Source organism: Herbiconiux aconitum (genome assembly GCF_024979235.1).
Taxonomy (GTDB): domain Bacteria; phylum Actinomycetota; class Actinomycetes; order Actinomycetales; family Microbacteriaceae; genus Herbiconiux; species Herbiconiux aconitum.
The window spans coordinates 1,022,767-1,040,641 of the sequence record NZ_JANLCM010000002.1 but is presented as its reverse complement, the minus strand read 5'-3'; the positions used below and the strand labels follow the sequence as shown (position 1 = coordinate 1,040,641).

Annotated in this window: 15 protein-coding genes; 11 read left to right on the top strand and 4 right to left on the bottom strand. The window is 67.3% G+C overall.

Annotated elements, in window-relative coordinates; all coding sequences use genetic code 11:
• Window positions 1–88: 88 nt before the first annotated feature.
• Window positions 89–3,550 carry a DNA polymerase III subunit alpha gene (gene dnaE, locus N1027_RS16450; protein ID WP_372499780.1) on the top strand — a complete coding sequence of 1,154 codons (3,462 nt, stop codon included), beginning with the start codon at window positions 89–91 and terminating at the stop codon, window positions 3,548–3,550.
• Between the two features lie 16 nt (window positions 3,551–3,566).
• On the opposite strand, the gene N1027_RS16445 is transcribed toward dnaE, so the two are convergent.
• Entirely contained in the window at window positions 3,567–4,439 is an 873-nt protein-coding gene (locus tag N1027_RS16445) for an SDR family oxidoreductase (RefSeq protein ID WP_259509211.1), read from the bottom strand.
• Window positions 4,440–4,526: 87 nt separating this feature from the next.
• Here N1027_RS16445 and N1027_RS16440 point away from each other — a divergent pair, with 87 nt between their 5' ends.
• Window positions 4,527–5,243, top strand: a complete 717-nt coding sequence (locus N1027_RS16440; protein ID WP_259509210.1) for a TetR/AcrR family transcriptional regulator — start codon at window positions 4,527–4,529, stop codon at window positions 5,241–5,243.
• Window positions 5,244–5,292: 49 nt separating this feature from the next.
• Here the strand turns inward: N1027_RS16440 and N1027_RS16435 are convergent, their stop codons facing one another.
• Window positions 5,293–6,138: a helix-turn-helix transcriptional regulator gene (locus N1027_RS16435; protein ID WP_259509209.1), complete on the bottom strand. Its 846-nt coding sequence runs from the start codon at window positions 6,136–6,138 to the stop codon at window positions 5,293–5,295.
• A gap of 142 nt (window positions 6,139–6,280) precedes the next feature.
• On the opposite strand from N1027_RS16435, the gene N1027_RS16430 reads away from it, so the two are divergent.
• The gene (locus N1027_RS16430) at window positions 6,281–7,255 is read left to right on the top strand and encodes an SDR family oxidoreductase (RefSeq protein WP_259509208.1); all 975 of its coding nucleotides are present in this window, start codon (window positions 6,281–6,283) and stop codon (window positions 7,253–7,255) included.
• Window positions 7,256–7,389: 134 nt separating this feature from the next.
• On the top strand, window positions 7,390–8,694 hold the full coding sequence (gene hisD / locus N1027_RS16425; protein ID WP_259509207.1) for a histidinol dehydrogenase: 1,305 nt from the start codon (window positions 7,390–7,392) through the stop codon (window positions 8,692–8,694).
• On the opposite strand, the gene N1027_RS16420 is transcribed toward hisD, so the two are convergent.
• Window positions 8,695–10,323: an FAD-dependent oxidoreductase gene (locus N1027_RS16420; protein WP_259509206.1), complete on the bottom strand. Its 1,629-nt coding sequence runs from the start codon at window positions 10,321–10,323 to the stop codon at window positions 8,695–8,697.
• Window positions 10,324–10,461: 138 nt separating this feature from the next.
• On the opposite strand from N1027_RS16420, the gene nrdR reads away from it, so the two are divergent.
• Entirely contained in the window at window positions 10,462–10,971 is a 510-nt protein-coding gene (gene nrdR / locus N1027_RS16415) for a transcriptional regulator NrdR (RefSeq protein ID WP_259509205.1), read from the top strand.
• A 4-nt stretch (window positions 10,972–10,975) separates the two neighbouring features.
• The gene (locus N1027_RS16410; protein WP_259509204.1) at window positions 10,976–12,022 is read left to right on the top strand and encodes a quinone-dependent dihydroorotate dehydrogenase; all 1,047 of its coding nucleotides are present in this window, start codon (window positions 10,976–10,978) and stop codon (window positions 12,020–12,022) included.
• 50 nt (window positions 12,023–12,072) lie between these two features.
• On the opposite strand, the gene N1027_RS16405 is transcribed toward N1027_RS16410, so the two are convergent.
• Window positions 12,073–12,642 (bottom strand): DUF3043 domain-containing protein, encoded by a 570-nt coding sequence (locus N1027_RS16405; RefSeq protein ID WP_259509203.1) that lies wholly within the window; start codon window positions 12,640–12,642, stop codon window positions 12,073–12,075.
• Window positions 12,643–12,678: 36 nt separating this feature from the next.
• Between N1027_RS16405 and N1027_RS16400 the strand changes: the two genes are divergently transcribed.
• The 5 genes from N1027_RS16400 (at window position 12,679) to N1027_RS16380 (ending at window position 17,738) form a co-directional block, all read left to right on the top strand.
• Window positions 12,679–14,100 (top strand): dipeptidase, encoded by a 1,422-nt coding sequence (locus tag N1027_RS16400; RefSeq protein ID WP_259509202.1) that lies wholly within the window; start codon window positions 12,679–12,681, stop codon window positions 14,098–14,100.
• Window positions 14,101–14,164: 64 nt separating this feature from the next.
• Complete coding sequence (locus tag N1027_RS16395; RefSeq protein ID WP_259509201.1) at window positions 14,165–14,530, top strand: HesB/IscA family protein; 366 nt, start codon at window positions 14,165–14,167, stop codon at window positions 14,528–14,530.
• A 165-nt stretch (window positions 14,531–14,695) separates the two neighbouring features.
• Window positions 14,696–15,568: an aa3-type cytochrome oxidase subunit II gene (gene ctaC, locus N1027_RS16390; protein WP_259509200.1), complete on the top strand. Its 873-nt coding sequence runs from the start codon at window positions 14,696–14,698 to the stop codon at window positions 15,566–15,568.
• Between the two features lie 9 nt (window positions 15,569–15,577).
• Complete coding sequence (ctaD, locus tag N1027_RS16385; RefSeq protein ID WP_259509199.1) at window positions 15,578–17,314, top strand: aa3-type cytochrome oxidase subunit I; 1,737 nt, start codon at window positions 15,578–15,580, stop codon at window positions 17,312–17,314.
• Window positions 17,315–17,318: 4 nt separating this feature from the next.
• A complete protein-coding gene (locus tag N1027_RS16380) occupies window positions 17,319–17,738 on the top strand; it encodes a cytochrome c oxidase subunit 4 (RefSeq protein WP_259509198.1) in 420 nt (139 codons plus the stop codon).
• Window positions 17,739–17,875: the final 137 nt, after the last annotated feature.

The window sequence follows — 17,875 nt, the reverse complement described above, 5'->3', positions numbered from 1 at the left end:
TAGACTTGGTACCCAAGCCGAGACAGCCGGAGAATCAGTGCCCTCGAACGACTCCTTCGTGCACCTGCACGTCCACAGCGAATACTCGATGCTGGACGGCGCGGCGCGAGTCAAACCCCTGATTGAGGCGGCCAAAGAGCAGGGGATGCCGGCCGTCGCCGTCACCGACCACGGCAACGTCTTCGGTGCTTTCGACTTCTGGAAGACGGCCACCGAAGCGGGCATCAAGCCCATCATCGGCACCGAGGCCTACCTCACTCCCGGCACCCATCGGGGCGACAAGACGCGGGTGCGCTGGGGCAACGGCGGTGGCGACGACGTGTCGGGCGCCGGCGCGTACACCCACATGACGCTGCTGTCCGAGACCACCGAGGGCATGCACAACCTCTTCCGGCTGTCGTCGAAAGCGAGCATCGAGGGCTACTACTTCAAGCCGCGCATGGACCGCGAGCTCCTCTCCACCTACGGCAAGGGCCTCATCGCGACCACAGGATGCCCGTCGGGCGAGATCCAGACCCGCCTGCGGCTCGGTCAGTACGACGAAGCCGTCAAAGCCGCCTCCGACTTCCGCGACATCTTCGGCAAAGAGAACTTCTTCGCCGAGATCATGGATCACGGGCTCGAGATCGAGCGCCGCATCATGCCCGACCTCCTGCGGCTGGCCAAGCAGCTCGACCTCAAGCTCGTCGCCACGAACGACCTGCACTACACGCACGCCCATGACGCGACATCCCACGCCGCGCTGCTCTGCGTGCAGTCGGGTTCGACCCTCTCCGATCCCAACCGGTTCAAGTTCGACGCCGACGAGTTCTATCTGAAGTCGGCCCAGGAGATGCGGCAGCTGTTCCGCGACTACCCGGATGCCTGCGACAACACCCTGCTCATCGCCGAGCGGTGCGAGGTCGCCTTCGACACGAAGGCGAACTACATGCCGCGCTATCCGGTTCCCGCGGGCGAGACCGAGGCCACCTGGTTCGAGAAAGAGGTCGAGAAGGGCCTCGAGGAGCGCTACCCGAACGGCGTGACCCAGGAGGTGCGCGAGCGCGCCGACTACGAGGTGGGCGTCATCAAGGGCATGGGATTCCCCGGCTACTTCCTCGTGGTCGCCGACTTCATCAACTGGTCCAAGCGCAACGGCATCCGCGTCGGCCCCGGGCGTGGCTCGGGCGCCGGATCGATGGCCGCCTATGCCATGAAGATCACCGACCTCGATCCGCTCGTGCACGGCCTCATCTTCGAACGATTCCTGAACCCCGACCGGGTGAGCATGCCCGACTTCGACGTCGACTTCGACGACCGGCGGCGCGGTGAGGTCATCAAGTACGTCACGGAGAAATACGGCGACGAGCGGGTGGCGCAGATCGTCACCTACGGCACCATCAAGGCCAAGCAGGCGCTGAAAGACTCGGGGCGCGTGCTCGGCTTCCCGTTCAGCATGGGCGAGAAGCTCACGAAGGCGATGCCACCGCCCATCATGGGCAAAGACATCCCGCTCTCCGGCATCTTCGACAAGGCGCACCCGCGCTACAAAGAGGCCGTCGACATCCGCACCGTCATCGAGATGGACCCCGAGGCCCGCACGGTCTTCGACACGGCGCTCGGCATCGAGAACCTCAAGCGCCAGTGGGGCGTGCACGCGGCCGGCGTCATCATGTCGAGCGATCCGCTGATCGACATCATCCCCATCATGAAGCGCGAGCAGGATGGCCAGATCGTCACCCAGTTCGACTACCCGGCGGCCGAATCGCTCGGCCTCATCAAGATGGACTTCCTGGGGCTCAGAAACCTCACCATCATCGACGACGCCCTCGACAACATCCAGTCGAACCGCGGCGAGAAGCTCGTGCTCGAAGACCTCGACCTCGACGACAAGGCGTCCTACGATCTGCTCGCGCGCGGCGACACGCTCGGCGTCTTCCAGCTCGACGGTGGCCCGATGCGCGGTCTCCTCCGGCTGATGAAGCCCGACAACTTCGAAGACATCTCGGCCGTTCTGGCTCTCTACCGACCAGGGCCGATGGGTGCCGACTCGCACACCAACTACGCGCTGCGCAAGAACGGGCTGCAGCCGATCACCCCCATCCACCCCTCGCTCGAAGAGCCGCTGAAGGAGGTGCTCGGCGGCACCTACGGCCTCATCGTCTACCAGGAGCAGGTGATGTCGATCGCGCAGAAACTCGCCGGCTTCACGCTCGCCCAGGCCGACCTGCTGCGCCGCGCGATGGGCAAGAAGAAGAAGTCGGAGCTCGACAAGCAGTACGAGGGCTTCTCGAAGGGCATGCACGACAACGGCTACTCCGAGGCCGCGGTCAAGACTCTGTGGGACATCCTGCTTCCCTTCTCCGACTACGCGTTCAACAAGGCGCACTCGGCCGCCTACGGAGTCATCTCCTACTGGACCGCTTACCTGAAGGCGCACTACCCGGCCGAGTACATGGCGGCGCTGCTGACGAGCGTCGGCGACTCCAAAGACAAGATGGCGCTCTACTTGAGCGAGTGTCGTCGCATGGGCATCAAGGTGTTGCCGCCGGATGTGAACGAGTCGATCGGGTTCTTCACCGCCGTCGACACCGACATCCGCTTCGGCATGGGTGCGGTGCGGAACGTCGGGATGAACGTGGTCGAGTTGATCCGCTCCGCCCGCGAAGAGAAGGGCGCCTTCACCTCCTTCGGCGACTTCTTGAAGAAGATCCCGTTGCAGGCCACCAACAAGCGCACCATCGAATCGCTCATCAAGGCCGGCGCCTTCGACTCCCTCGGATCGACCCGGCGTGCCCTCATCGAGGTGCACGAGGCGATGATCGACAACGCGGTCTCAGAGAAACGCAACGAAGCCAACGGCCAGGTGGGCTTCGACTTCGACTCGCTGTGGGATGCGCCCGAAGAGGTTCACGACATCCCGGTGCGCCCCGAGTGGGCCAAGCGCGACAAGCTGGCGTTCGAGCGCGACATGCTGGGGCTCTACGTGTCGGATCACCCGCTCGCGGGGCTCGAGATCCCGCTCGCGAAGGTGGCGTCGACGTCCATCCTCGATCTTCTCGAGAGCGAGCACACGCAAGACGGCGACCAGGTCACCGTGGCGGGGCTCATCACGAGCGTGCAGCATCGCGTGGCGAAGAACTCGGGCAATCAGTACGGCATGATCACCGTCGAGGACTTCAACGGCGAGATCACCGCCATGTTCATGGGCAAGACCTATCAGGAGTTCGGGCCGGCACTCACGAACGACGCCATCGTGGTGGTGCGCGGTCGCGTGTCGCTCCGCGACGACGGCATGAACCTCCACGCCTTCAGCATGTTCCAGCCCGATCTCGGGCAGGTGGGAACCGCGGGCCCACTCCAGATCTCGCTCGCCGAGACGCGCGCCACCACCGATACCGTGCAGGCGCTGAACGATGTGCTCATCCGTCACGCCGGCGACACCGAGGTGCGACTGAAGCTCATCAAGAACGACAACGTGCGCATCTTCGAGGTGCCGTTCGGCGTGAACGTGACGGCTGATCTGTATGGCGAGCTGAAGTCGCTGCTCGGGCCGAACTGCCTGGTGTAGCCCGCGGCCACCCGCCCTACGCGGCCCGCACGGAGGGCTCCTCGGCCGTTGCCAGCAGCTCACGCACCGTGCGCGGTTCGCGGCCCAGAAGCGTGCCGAGCAGCGGGTCGACCCCGGCGAAGTAGCCCCGTTCGGCGGCCTGGAACACGCCGAGCAGGAATCGCGCCTGCACCTCGTGCTGCCCCGCGGTGAGTTGAGCGGCCATCCACTCCTCCTCGCTCAGCGCCGCGCACTCGACCGTCCGTCCGGTCGACTCCGACGCGATGGCGGCCACCTGCTCGAACGTCGGTGCGGCACCGGCGGTGAGGGTGATCGGGCCCTCGTGCGCACCATCGGAAGCCAGGATGACGGCTGCCGCTTCGGCCGCGTCCTCGCGCGCTGTCCACGACACCGGCCCGTTCGCCGGCACGGCGATCACGCCGGTCTCGCGCCACGGGCCGGCGAACCAGAGGAGGCTGTGCGCATAGAAGCCGTTGCGCAACGATGTCCAGGGCAGACCCGACTCGGCGAGCAGACGCTCGGTCACGGCATGGTCGACCGCGGGCCGGAAGGGGTTCTCGAGCGAGGCGCCCTGATGGCTCGTGTAGAGCACGCGACCCACTCCGGCGGTCACGGCCGCATCGATCGCGGCCCGGTGCAGGCTCACGGCGTCGGCGCTCGGGTCACTCGCCGAGACGAGCAGCAGCTGGTCGGCGCCGTCGAACGCGAACGGCAACGAGTCCGGATCGGCGTAGTCACCGCGCCGCACCGCGATGCCGGCGTCGGCGAAACGCTGGGCTTTGGCGACGTCGCGGGCGACGACGACGATCTCGCTCGCCGACATCCGCCGCAGCAGGTGGTCGGCGGTGGCTCCGTTGAGGGAACCGGTGGCTCCGGTGACGATGATCATGGTTCGTCCTTTCGTGTTAACAATGGAAACAACGAAAGCGTATCACTGGAATTTCCGTTGATATCACCAGTGCGTTAGCATTGAAAAATGACGGATGCGATCAGCACACGAGTCGGCACGCGCGACAAGATCATCGAGGTCGCTGCGCTACTGCTCCAGCATCACGGCCCTGCGGCGGTCACGACCCGCGGCGTCGCCCAGGGCGCGGGGGTTCAGGCGCCGACGATCTATCGACTCTTCGGCGACAAAGACGGTTTGCTCGAGGCGGTGGCCGAGCACGTGATGGCGAGCTACGTGTCCAAGAAGGCGGCCGTCGTCGAGGCGGCATCCGTCGACGGCGTCGATCCGCTCGTCGACCTGCGGGCCGGATGGCAGACACAGATCGACTTCGGCCTGAACAACCCCGACCTCTTCCGACTCGTGAGCGAATCGAATCGGGTGCGGGATTCGCCCGCGCTGGCGTCGGGCAAGCGCGTTCTGGAAGCCCGGGTGCATCGGGTCGCGGAAACCGGGCGTCTCCGCGTGAGCGAACAGCGGGCGGTCGGGATCATTCAGGCGGCCGGCACCGGGGCCGTTCAGACGATGCTGGGCACGCCGCCCGAGCAGCGGGACCTCGGTCTCGCCGACGACCTCTACGAGGCGGTTCTGCGTCAGATCCTCACTGATGCACCCGAGCCCGCCGATGGAGCCGCGATCGCCACGACCGTCGCGTTCCGGGCCATCGCGCCCGGCCTCGATTCGCTGAGCGAGGCCGAACGACAGCTCCTCCTGGAGTGGCTCGACCGGGCGATCGCCGGACGTTAGCCACGGGGGCTCCTCGCTCGGGCGACCGTCAGGGCAGAGCGGCGGGTGGCTACTCGACCAGTGTCTGGGTGCCGAGCACGATCGCGAGAGCCAGGCGCTCGGCATCCTCGGTTCCCGGCTCGGCCGTGTAGATCATGACGCGGAGGTCGTCGCCGGCCACCACGAGCGTGTCGCAGTCGAGGGTGATGCGGCCCACCGTCGGGTGCTCGATCACTTTGCGCCGGGCCGGGTCATGGCGCGGGGTCACCTCGTCGGACTCCCAGAGGGAGGCGAACCGGGGGCTCTGGGCAGCGAGTTCGCGCACGAGCCGCCGGAGTGCCCGGTCGGCGGGATAGCGGGCGGCGGTCAGCCGCAGCTCGGCAACGATTCCGGCCTCGAACGCGGCCTTCTCGGCGGCGGTCATCACGGTTCTGGTTCCAGGCCCGACGAGGTTGCGCCAGATCGCGTTGCGCTCGATCCCGCGGGCTTTCGCGTTCACCCCCAGGAGTGCCTCGTAGGGCGCGTTCGCGACGAGAAGGGTCATCGCGGCGTCGTAGACGGCGAGCGGGGTGTTCGCGAAGCGATCGAGCAGGCGCTGCACGCTCGGCGAGATGCGCGAAGGCACGACGTCGACGCCTGGAACCGTGAGCCCGGCCAGGCGGTAGAACAGTTCGCGGTCGGCATCGCTGAGGCGCAGGGCACGGGCGAGCGCCTCGACCACCTGGGCCGACGGCGACGTCGCACGGCCCTGTTCGAGCCGGGTCAGGTAGTCGGCCGAGATGCCGGTGAGTGCGGCCAGTTCCTCGCGGCGCAATCCGGTCGCCCGCCGATGCCCGCCGGTGGACAGCCCCACGGTCTCGGGCGCCACTCCGTCCCGCCGATGGCGCAGCATCCGGCCGAATTCCCACGATTCCATGGGTCCAGTCTGCGCGCCGACGACGTTCTTGTCCTGTGTCCGCCAGTCCTAGGACATCCGGACGACTGGTTGTGCGCGCACCCGCGACCGAGACTCGAGGAACGACAAGGGGCCGGCCGCGGCCCACCAAGGAGTGACCATCATGACTGCGCACCACGTTCTCGTCACCGGCGGATCGGGATTCATCGCCGGACACATCATCCTGCAGCTGCTCGAGCAGGGGCAGCGCGTGCGCACCACCGTGCGGTCGCCGGGCCGGGAAGGGGCGGTTCGCGCGGTGCTCACCGACGCGGGCATGGTGCATCCGGATGCGCTCAGCTTCGCCGCCGCCGACCTCACGAGCGATGCGGGCTGGGCCGAAGCGGTGGACGGTGTCGACACGGTGCTGCACGTGGCTTCCCCCGTGCAGCCGGGGCACGTGGAGAACGACGACGACCTCATCCGCCCCGCCGTCGACGGTGCACTGCGAGTGCTTCGCGCGGCGCGCGACGCCGGTGTGTCGCGGGTGGTGCTGACCTCGGCGTTCCACGCCGTGAGCTGGGGTCACCCGGCGAGCGACCACGTGTTCACCGAAGACGACTGGACCATCCTCGACGGCCCGGACGTCGACGCCTACGGCAAGAGCAAGACTCTCGCGGAGCGCGCGGCCTGGGACTTCATGGCCGCCGAGGGCGGTTCGATGGAGCTCACCACGATGCTCCCGGTGGCGGTGATGGGCCCCGTCATGGGCTCCGACATCTCGGGCGCGAATCAGATCGTGCAGCGGATGCTCGCCGGCGCGTTCCCGGCCTTCCCGCACCTGTGGATTCCGGTCGTGGACGTGCGGGATGTCGCGGCCGCCCACATCCTTGCCACGACGGCGCCCGAGGCGGCCGGTCAGCGCCTGCTGCTCTCCGACGGACCGGCGATGGAACTGTCGCAGATCGGCGCGCTGCTGCACGACCGACTCGGCGTCGCGGCGGCGAAGGTGCCGACCGAGTCGATGTCCGGCGAGCCCGGCCTGCCCAAGCTGACCTCGAACGAGAAGGCGCGCCGGGTGCTCGGCTGGGAGCCGCGCCCCGCCTCCGAGGCGATCGTGGCGGCCGCCGAGAGCATGCTCGCGAAGGACCTCGTCTGACCCTGTTTGCGGACAACTCCAAACGAGCGGCCAACCGCGACGCCCTGTGCCGCAGGTTGGCGTCTCGTTTGGAGAAGTCCGAGGGTTCGGGCGCTGGAACAGCCGGGATGCCGGGTCGGTAGGCTTGACGGGCCATGATCCAGACGATTGACCTCCGCGGCCGCACCCTTTCCCGCTCCGAACTCGCCGCCGTCGTGCCGCGCGCCGACACCGACGTGGCCGTCGCCGCCGCGGTCGCGGCCGCGATCGTCGAGGCGGTGCGCACCGACGGACTCGTCGCCCTGCGCGACCAGTCCGAACGCTTCGACGGTGTCGTGCCGGAGCACGTGCGGGTGCCGGCCGGGCACATCGCCGAGGCCGTCGCGGGGCTCGACACCGACGTGCGAGCGGCGCTCGAAGAGGCCATCCGGCGCGTGCGTCAGGCGACGGCGGCGCAGATCCCGGATGCGCGACTCACGACGCTCGCCGACGGTGCGGTCGTCGAGCAGCGCTGGCACCCCGTGCAGCGGGTCGGCCTCTACGTGCCGGGCGGCAAGGCCGTCTACCCCTCGAGCGTCGTGATGAACGTGGTGCCGGCGCAATCGGCCGGTGTCGGATCGATCGCCATCTCCTCGCCGCCGCAGAAGGAGTTCGGCGGCCGCGTGCACCCCACCGTCCTCGGCGCCGCGGGGCTGCTCGGCATCGACGAGGTCTACGCCATCGGGGGAGCAGGTGCGATCGGCGCCCTGGCGTTCGGCGTCGACGAGATCGGCCTCGACCCGGTCGACGTCATCACCGGCCCCGGCAACGTCTTCGTCGCCGCCGCCAAGCGAGTGGTGCGCGGAACCGTGGGCATCGACTCCGAGGCCGGGCCGACCGAGATCCTCGTCATCGCGGATGCCGCCGCCGACCCGTCCTTCGTCGCCGCCGACCTGGTGAGCCAGGCCGAGCACGACGAGCTCGCCGCCGCGGTGCTCGTCACCGATTCCGTGGCCCTGGCGGAGGCTGTCGTGGCCGAACTGGCCGGGGTGGCATCCTCGACCCGGCACGCCGACCGGGTGGCGGTCGCACTCGACGGACCCCAGTCGGCGATCGTGCTGGTCGACTCGATGGCCACGGCGGCGGCTTTCAGTAACGCCTACGGGCCCGAGCACCTCGAGATCCAGACGGCCGAACCGGATGCGACGCTCCGCGACATCCACGACGCCGGCGCCATCTTCCTCGGCCCCTACTCGCCCGTGAGCCTCGGCGACTACCTGGCGGGCTCGAACCACGTGCTTCCGACGGGCGGTCAATCGCGCTTCGCGTCGGGCCTCGGCGCATACACCTTCCTGCGCCCGCAACAGGTGATCCGCTACGACCGCGCGGCGCTCGAGCAGGTGGCCGAGCGTATCGTGGCGCTCTCCTCCGCCGAGAACCTCCCGGCCCACGGTGATGCCGTCACGGCGCGGTTCAGCTAGCTAGCCAGCCAGCGCCCGGTGCACCGAGGCGACCGCGCTCGACCCCTCGCCCACGGCGGCGGCGACCCGCTTCATCGAGCCTCGGCGCACGTCGCCCGCGGCGAAGACGCGCGGAATCGATGTCTCGAACGGAAGAGGTTCGCGCCCCAGCTTCTGCCACAGCAGCGACTGAGCGGCGAGATCGGTGCCGGTTCGCAGAAAGCCGTCCGAGTCGCGATCGAGGGTCGCGAGCCACCCCGTGGCGGGATCGGCGCCGATGAAGCAGAACAGCCCTCGCGCATCCACCTCGCCCACGCTGTCGATGCGCACGCGCTCGAGGGAGTCGCCGCCATCGAGCCCGACGACTCGCGACCCGGTGTGCACTTCGACTCTCGCATCCTCGAGGAGGCGATCGACGAGGTAGGCCGACATCCGGCCCCCCAGGTCGGCGCCGCGCACGACGAGTCGCACCGAACACCCGTTCGCCGCGAGATAGAGGGATGCTTGACCGGCCGAGTTGGCGCCGCCCACCACCACGACCGGGGAGTCGTTGACCTGGCGCAGCTCGAGCTGGGTCGCGGCGTAGTAGATGCCCGAGCGTTCGAAGTCAGCCCAACGGTCGAGATCGAGAGTGCGATAGGCCGCCCCCGCGGTCACGATCGCGGTGCGCGCCCGCACGACAGCGCCGTCCATCAGCGTCACTTCGAGCAGGTCACCCACGGTCTCGAGGCTTTTCGCTTCGCACGGGGCATAGACCCGCACCCCGAACTTGAGGGCTTGCAGGCAGGCCTGTCCGATGAGGTCGCGGCCGCTCACCCCGAACGGGAACCCGAGGAAGTTCTCGATGCGGGAGGTCGCAGCCGCCTGCCCGCCCGGGGCGATCGCGTCGACCAGCACGGTACTGAGACCCTCGGATGCGCCGTAGATCGCCGCGGCGAGCCCGGCCGGTCCGCCGCCGATCACCACGAGATCCGCGATCTCGTCGGCCTGGCCCCGGTAGCTGAGGCCCAGGCGCTCCGAGACGATGCCGGGAGTGGCGCGGGCGATCGGCTCGCCCTGCACGAAGGCGACGGGAAGGTCGTCGGCGGTGATGTTGTGGCCCGTCAACGCGCCCAGCTCGCCGGGCGGCAGCTCGACGGCGACGTGCACGAGGTCGAGCCGTTCGGCGAAGCGGCGGAGCGCCAGGAAGTCGCGATCGGAACCCGCACCCACGAACTTGAGGGTGAGCGCCGCCGGCCCGCGCCGAAGGTTTTCGCGCCGGGCCCAGAGCGCGTGGAGCACGATGTCGCCCAGCTCGTCGTCGTCGGCCATGAGCGTCCGCAGCTCGCCGCGCGACACCCGGAGGATGCGCCCTGGTTCACTCATCCGCGCGGACAGGAAAGCGCCCTGACCCTGCAGGAGGCCGAGCTCGCCCACGAAGGATCGTGGGCCCATCCGGGCGATCACGCTCTCGTCGACCCAGCCCAGGGGGTCCCGCACGACCTCGACTTCGCCCGACTCCACAAGGATCAGGTCGTAGTCGCGGTCACCGGAGCGAAAGAGGTAGTCGCCCGCGGCGACGTCGTGCTCGGTTCCGTACGCGAGCAGTCGCGCCCACTGGGCATCCGTGAGCGGAGGGAGTTGCTGGGCGTCGAGCCGGCTTGATTCCATCGCCATCATGCTAAGCGTTCGAGACGCCGAGCGGGAGTCCCGAATTTCTGCGCCCGGTCCACCCTGATCGACCTACGGCACGCGAGGATGCCGCAGACGCACCTCCCCACCGCAAACGACGGCTAGCATTGACGCGACATGTTCTGCCCGTACTGCCGCTACCCCGACTCCCGCGTCGTCGACTCGCGCACGACCGACGACGGTCTCGCCATTCGCCGACGCCGCCAGTGCCCCGACTGCGGCCGGCGCTTCAGCACCACCGAGACCGCGTCGCTCAGCGTCATCAAGCGCTCGGGCGTCGTCGAACCGTTCAGCCGCGAGAAGATCGTGTCGGGCGTGCGCAAGGCCTGCCAGGGCCGGCCGGTCACCGACAGTGATCTCGCCGTGCTCGCCCAGAGGGTCGAGGAGACCGTACGCCTGAGTGGTGCCGCGCAGATCGAGGCCAACGACATCGGTCTCGCCATCCTGCAGCCGCTGCGCGAACTCGACGAGGTGGCCTACCTCCGCTTCGCGAGCGTCTATCAGGGCTTCGACTCGCTCGACGATTTCGAGACCGCGATCACCCTGCTCAGAGTGGAGCACGACCAGGCCGCCTCCGGTGTCGGTGCCGATGGGGCCGCCGCCGACGGCTCCGCCACTCCTGAGTAGCGGGATGTACGACCTTCTCTTCCGGCACGTGCTGTCGAAGATGGATCCGGAGCGGGCGCACCACCTCGCCTTCGACGTCATCCGGGCGATCCCGTTCCTGAAACTCGACGGCGTCGTCTCCCGGTTCACGAAGAGTCCGGTCGACCTCTCGGTGCACACCCTGGGCCTGCACTTCCCGACCCCGTTCGGGCTCGCGGCGGGCTTCGACAAAGACGGCAAGGCCATCCGCGGGTTCGGGGCGCTCGGGTTCGGGCACGTCGAAGTGGGCACCATCACCGCGCGGCCTCAGCCCGGCAACCCGCGCCCGCGGCTGTTCCGCCTGATCCCGGATCGCGCCGTCATCAACCGCATGGGCTTCAATAACGCCGGGGCCGCCAGCGCCTCGCTGCGACTGGCCCGGGTGCGCTCGCTCACGCATCCTCGACCCGTCATCGGCGTGAACATCGGCAAGAGCCGCGTGGTCGAGGTGGATGACGCGATCGACGACTACCGGCAGAGCGCACGTGCCCTCGCCCCGATGGCCGACTACCTCGTGGTGAACGTCAGCTCGCCCAACACGCCCGGACTCCGGGGGCTGCAGGAGCTCGAGAAGCTCTCACCCCTGCTGTCCGCCGTGAAGGCCGAGGCCGGAGCGACGCCGCTGCTCGTGAAGATCGCACCCGATCTCAGCGACGAGGAGGTGCTGGCGATCTCGCGGCTCGCGGTGTCGCTCGGCCTCGATGGCATCATCGCCACGAACACCACCATCTCCCGCGAAGGACTGAAAACCGAGGCGGCAGTCGTCGAGGCAGCGGGCGCCGGCGGGTTGTCGGGCACGCCCCTCGTGGCGCGCTCGCTCGAAGTGCTGAAGCTCATCCGCTCGGTGGTGCCGGAGTCGCTGTGCGTCATCTCGGTCGGGGGAGTCGACTCCGCCTACGACGTCGACCAGCGGCTCGCCGCTGGAGCGACGCTCGTGCAGGGCTACACGGCGTTCCTCTATCGCGGCCCGTTCTGGGTGCGCAGCATCAACATCGGTCTGGCCCGGCTACGGCGTACCCGCCAGGGGGAGTGACCCGCGCGGGTTGACCCGCGGCATCCGATCGCCGAGTGCGGCGCCGAAGATCAGCTCGGGTACTGGCCGCGCTTCACCTGCGGCTTCGGCAGGCGCAGCCGACGGAACTGCAGGGCGCGCATCGTGGCGTACCAGCGCACCTTCTCGACCTTGTCGGCCCCGAACTTCTCCCGCATCTTCTTCATGAGACGGAGGCCGAGGAAAAGGCTGTCGGCGATCACGATCACCACGAAGGCGTAGAGGCCGAGCATCACGGCGGCCTGCATCTCGGGCATCGGCACGAGGGTGAGCAGGATGACGACGAACATCACGGGGATGAGGAACTCACCCAGGTTGAAGCGGGCATCCACGTAGTCGCGCACGTAGCGGCGCTGAACGCCCTTGTCGCGCGCGGGGAGGTATTTCTCGTCGCCGTTGGCCATGCCGACCCGCGCCTTGTCGCGCATCTCCTGCTGACGACGCTTGTAATCCCGGCCGGCTTCTTTGCGATCGGTGGGAACGAGGGGTCGCTTGTTGGCCGCCTCACGCTCCTTGCGGGTGGGGGTCGCGTGACCCTTACCCGACTGCTCCTCCACAGGAGCCTCGATGGGCGCTTCGGTCGTGCTGGATTTCTTTGCCACGGTGTCCTCGTTCGTTCGTCTCTTAAGATTACCTGCATGACAGACAGCAATGGCTCCTCGTTCGCCCAGAATCCGCCGCAGATCGCTCTCGAAGAGGCTCTCGCCGAGGCCGTCGAGCTCGGGCTCCCGGTGAGCATCGCCGATCTCAGCGATCTGGTGCGTATCCCCTCCGTCTCGTGGGCGGCGTTCGATCCGGCGCACGTGGCGGCCAGCGCGAATGCCGTGGCGGAGCTGTTCCGCGCGACCGGGGCGTTCGACTCGGTCGACGTGCTGCGCGCTTCCACCGAGTCGGGGGAGCTCGGCCAGCCGGCGGTGCTCGCCACGCGGCCGGCCAAGAACGGCAAGCCCACTGTGTTGCTCTACGCGCACCACGACGTGCAGCCTCCCGGGCAGGATGCGGACTGGGATTCACCGCCCTATGAGCCCACTGTGCGCGGCGACCGCCTCTACGGCCGCGGTGCGGCCGACGACAAGGCGGGCGTTGTCTCGCACCTGGCGTCGGTGCGGGCGCTGTCGGCAGTGGCCGGTGCCGACTTCGACCTGGGCCTTGTGGTGTTCATCGAGGGCGAGGAGGAGTTCGGCTCGCAGTCGTTCGCGAACTTCCTCGAGACCAACCGGGAACGGTTGGCGGCCGATGTCATCGTGGTGGCCGATTCCGACAATTGGGACACGGAGACCCCCTCGCTCACCATCAGCCTCCGTGGCAATGTCACCCTGAAGTTGACGGTCTCGACCCTCGACCACGCCTCGCACTCCGGCATGTACGGCGGGGCGGTTCCGGATGCGATGCTGGCCGCCATCCGACTGCTCAGCACCTTCCACGACGAGAACGGCTCCGTGGCGGTCGCCGGCCTCACCTCGCGCGAGATGCCGACACCGGAGTACACGGAGGAGACACTCCGCGCCGAGACCGGGCTGCTCGACGGCGTGCAGCCGATCGGCACCGGCACGATCCTGTCGCGACTGTGGGCCGGGCCCTCCGTCACGGTGACGGGCATCGATGCCCCGACGGTCGCGAACGCGTCGAACACCCTCCTCCCGAGCGTGTCGGTGCGCGTGAGCGCGCGGATCGCGCCGGGGAAGGATGCGGGCGAGGCCCTGGTGGCGCTCGAGGAGCACATCCGTTCGCACACACCGTTCGGAGCGCAGGTGGAGATCAGCGACGTCAACACGGGCAGCCCGTTCCTCGTCGACACCTCGGGCTGGGCCGTCGCTGCGGCGAAGGATGCGATGCGCGACGCCTGGGGGGCGGAGCCGGTCGAGGCCGGTGTCGGCGGATCGATCCCGTTCATCGCCGACCTGGTGCGCGTTTTCCCGGAGGCCCAGATTCTCGTCACGGGTGTCGAAGACCCGCACACCCGTGCCCACAGCCCGAACGAGTCCCTGCACCTCGGCGTCTTCAAGCGTGCCATCGCCGCGGAGGCTCTGCTCCTCCTGCGCCTGAACTCCCGGGAATAGATGCGGCGACCCCCCAGTTGCCCGAGTTAGACTTTCTGCATACTTCCGAACGAAGGGATCGCACATGAGCGAAACAACGCTGACCGCCGGGGTCGAGGCGCCGGCGCACAAGGTGGGCATCACGCCCGCCGCGGGCGACAAGGTGCGGAGCCTGCTCGAGCAGGAGGGCCGCGATGACCTGCGTCTTCGCGTCGCCGTGCAGCCGGGCGGATGCTCGGGTCTCATCTACCAGCTCTACTTCGACGAGCGGATGCTCGACGGAGACGGCGTCGTCGACTTCGACGGCGTCGAGGTCATCGTCGACAAGATGAGCGTTCCCTACCTCGAGGGCGCCACCATCGACTTCGAAGACACGATCCAGAAGCAGGGCTTCACGATCGACAACCCGAATGCCTCCGGAAGCTGCGCCTGCGGAGACTCATTCCACTAGAGCAATGCGAATCTACGGATTCAGGGGCCGTTCCTTCGGGAACGGCCCCTTTTTCGTATCCGAAGCGACCGCATCCGGTGTGCCTGTGGCAACGGCGGCGACCTCGACCCAGTAGGCTATGAGGAGGTCAAATACACTGTGGTGTAGCTTCCCGAAAGGTCTGTGGTGCGCTCTAACCGACGTCTCCGATGGGTCGCGATTCCTATCGCGGCGCTACTGTCCGTTGTCTTGGCCGGGTGCACCCAAGACCAGCTGCAAGGCTGGCTTCCGACGGAGCCCGGCACCACCAACAACGTCGACCGCGTCATCGGCCTCTGGGTCACGTCGTGGATCGTCTTGCTCATCGTGGGTGTCATCACCTGGGGCCTCACCATCTGGGCGATCGTGGTCTACCGCCGCCGCAAGGGGCAGACCGGTCTGCCGGTGCAGCTGCGCTACAACCTGCCGATCGAGATCTTCTACACGATCGTTCCGCTCATCCTGGTGCTCGGCTTCTTCGCCTTCACCGCCCGCGACCAGAGCGAGATCGAGGCGAAGTACGACAGCCCCGATGTGAAGATCCAGGTCTTCGGCAAGCAGTGGGCCTGGGACTTCAACTACGTCGACGAGAACGTCTACTCGCCCGGCATCCAGGGCCAAGACGACCCGGATGACGCGAACGGATCGCTCGTGGAGTCCGAGATCCCGGTGCTCTACCTGCCCGTCGGCAAGAAGGTGGAGATCGAGCTTCAGTCGCGCGACGTCATCCACTCCTTCTGGGTCATCGACTTCCTCTACAAGAAAGACATGCTGCCCGGCAAGACGAACTTCATGTACGTCACGCCGGAACGTGAAGGCACGTTCAGCGGTAAGTGCGCCGAGCTCTGTGGTGAATACCACTCGCTGATGCTCTTCAACGTGAAGGTCGTCTCGCAGCAGGAGTACGACGACTACATCCAGTCCTTGAAAGACGCCGGTCAAGAGGGTCAACTGGGCCCGGAGTACAACCGCAACCAGAACCTCCCGGGCATCGGCACGCCCGCGCACGAAGAAGAGTAGGAGCGCGCCATGACAGCAACAGTGGCGGTATCGCCCGGCACCGCGACCCCCATTCCGACTCCGTCGAAGTCGGTGGGCCGCAAGGGCAACATCTTCATCAAGTGGATCACCTCCACCGACCACAAGACCATCGGGTACATGTACCTGATCGCCTCGTTCCTCTTCTTCTGCCTCGGTGGCGTGATGGCTCTCGTCATCCGCGCGCAGCTGTTCGAGCCGGGTCTCGAACTGCTGCAGACGAAAGACCAGTACAACCAGCTCTTCACGATGCACGGCACGATCATGCTGCTGATGTTCGCGACGCCGCTGTTCGCGGGCTTCGCCAACGTCATCATGCCGCTGCAGATCGGGGCACCGGATGTCGCGTTCCCGCGTCTGAACGCGTTCGCCTTCTGGCTGTTCCTGTTCGGTTCCCTCATCGCGGTCTCCGGCTTCCTCACCCCGCAGGGTGCCGCGTCGTTCGGCTGGTTCGCCTATGCGCCGCTGTCGTCGACGACGTTCACACCCGGTGACGGCGGAAACATGTGGGTGTTCGGGCTGGGGCTCTCGGGCTTCGGAACGATCCTCGGTGCCGTGAACTTCATCACCACGATCATCACGCTGCGCGCGCCGGGCATGACCATGTTCCGCATGCCGATCTTCACCTGGAACATCCTGGTGACGTCGATCCTCGTGCTGATGGCCTTCCCGGTGCTGGCTGCCGCGCTCTTCGCACTCGGCGCCGACCGCGTCTTCGGCGCTCACATCTACGACGCGGCGAACGGCGGTGTGCTGCTCTGGCAGCATCTGTTCTGGTTCTTCGGGCATCCGGAGGTCTACATCATCGCGCTGCCGTTCTTCGGCATCGTCTCCGAGGTGTTCCCTGTCTTCAGTCGTAAGCCGATCTTCGGCTACAAGACCCTGATCTACGCGACGATCGCGATCGCCGCGCTGTCGGTGACGGTCTGGGCGCACCACATGTACGTCACCGGATCGGTGCTGCTGCCGTTCTTCGCCTTGATGACGATGCTCATCGCAGTGCCGACGGGTGTGAAGATCTTCAACTGGATCGGCACGATGTGGCGAGGGTCAGTGACCTTCGAAACACCGATGATCTGGGCCATCGGCTTCTTGATCACCTTCACCTTCGGTGGTCTGACCGGTGTCATCCTCGCGTCGCCGCCGCTCGACTTCCATGTGTCCGACACCTACTTCGTGGTGGCGCACTTCCACTACGTGGTCTTCGGTACCGTCGTGTTCGCCATGTTCTCCGGCTTCTACTTCTGGTGGCCGAAGTGGACGGGCAAGATGCTCAACGAGCGGCTCGGCTATTGGCACTTCTGGCTGCTGTTCATCGGCTTCCACACCACGTTCCTCATCCAGCACTGGCTGGGCGTCATCGGAATGCCGCGTCGTTATGCGACGTATCAGCCCGAAGACGGATTCACGTGGATGAACCAGCTCTCGACGATCGGTGCGTTCATCCTCGCCGCGTCGATGATCCCGTTCTTCCTCAACGTCTACATCACCGCCCGCAAGGGGGCCAAGGTCACGGTGAACGACCCGTGGGGCTACGGCCGTTCGCTCGAGTGGGCGACGTCGTGCCCGCCGCCGCGGCACAACTTCACGTCGATCCCGCGCATCCGTTCGGAATCGCCGGCGTTCGACCTGAACCACCCGGAGGCCGGCATCCCCGTCGGCGTCGGGCCGGCGAAAGACGCGCCGGATGCTCCCACGTACGACCTCTCACAGGGCAAGGTGAAGTAACGCAATGAGGGCGAATACCAATCTCTTCTGGATCCTCTTTGCCTTCATGGTGGTGGCCGATGCGGCTTACACCATCTGGTCGCTGATCTGGTACGGCGGGCAGGTCGAGTGGGTCGGCACGGTCGGCATCGGTCTGGCTGCGATCCTGTCGGCGTTCTTGGCCTTCTACCTGGGCCGCGTGCACAAGGCACAGGGTGCTGAGCTGCCTGAAGACCGCCTCGACTCCAACATCGACGACGGGGATCCCGAGATGGGCTTCTACAGCCCGTGGAGCTGGTGGCCGATCATCCTCGCCGGTGGTGGAGCGCTCATGGTGCTCGGCCTCGCGGTCGGGTTTTGGATCTCCTTCATCGCGGGTGCCGTGTTGCTCATCGCGATCGTCGGCTGGGTCTTCGAGTACTACCGGGGCTACTTCGCCCGCTAGGCTCCCTGACCCCTCGGCTTGCCCGATTGGACCCGTGCTCCTCGAGAGCGCGGGTCTTTTCGTTAGGCCGACGGCCTCCGCACCCATCCGCACCCATCCGTACCCGATCGGCACCGATCGGCGCCGATCGAACGGAG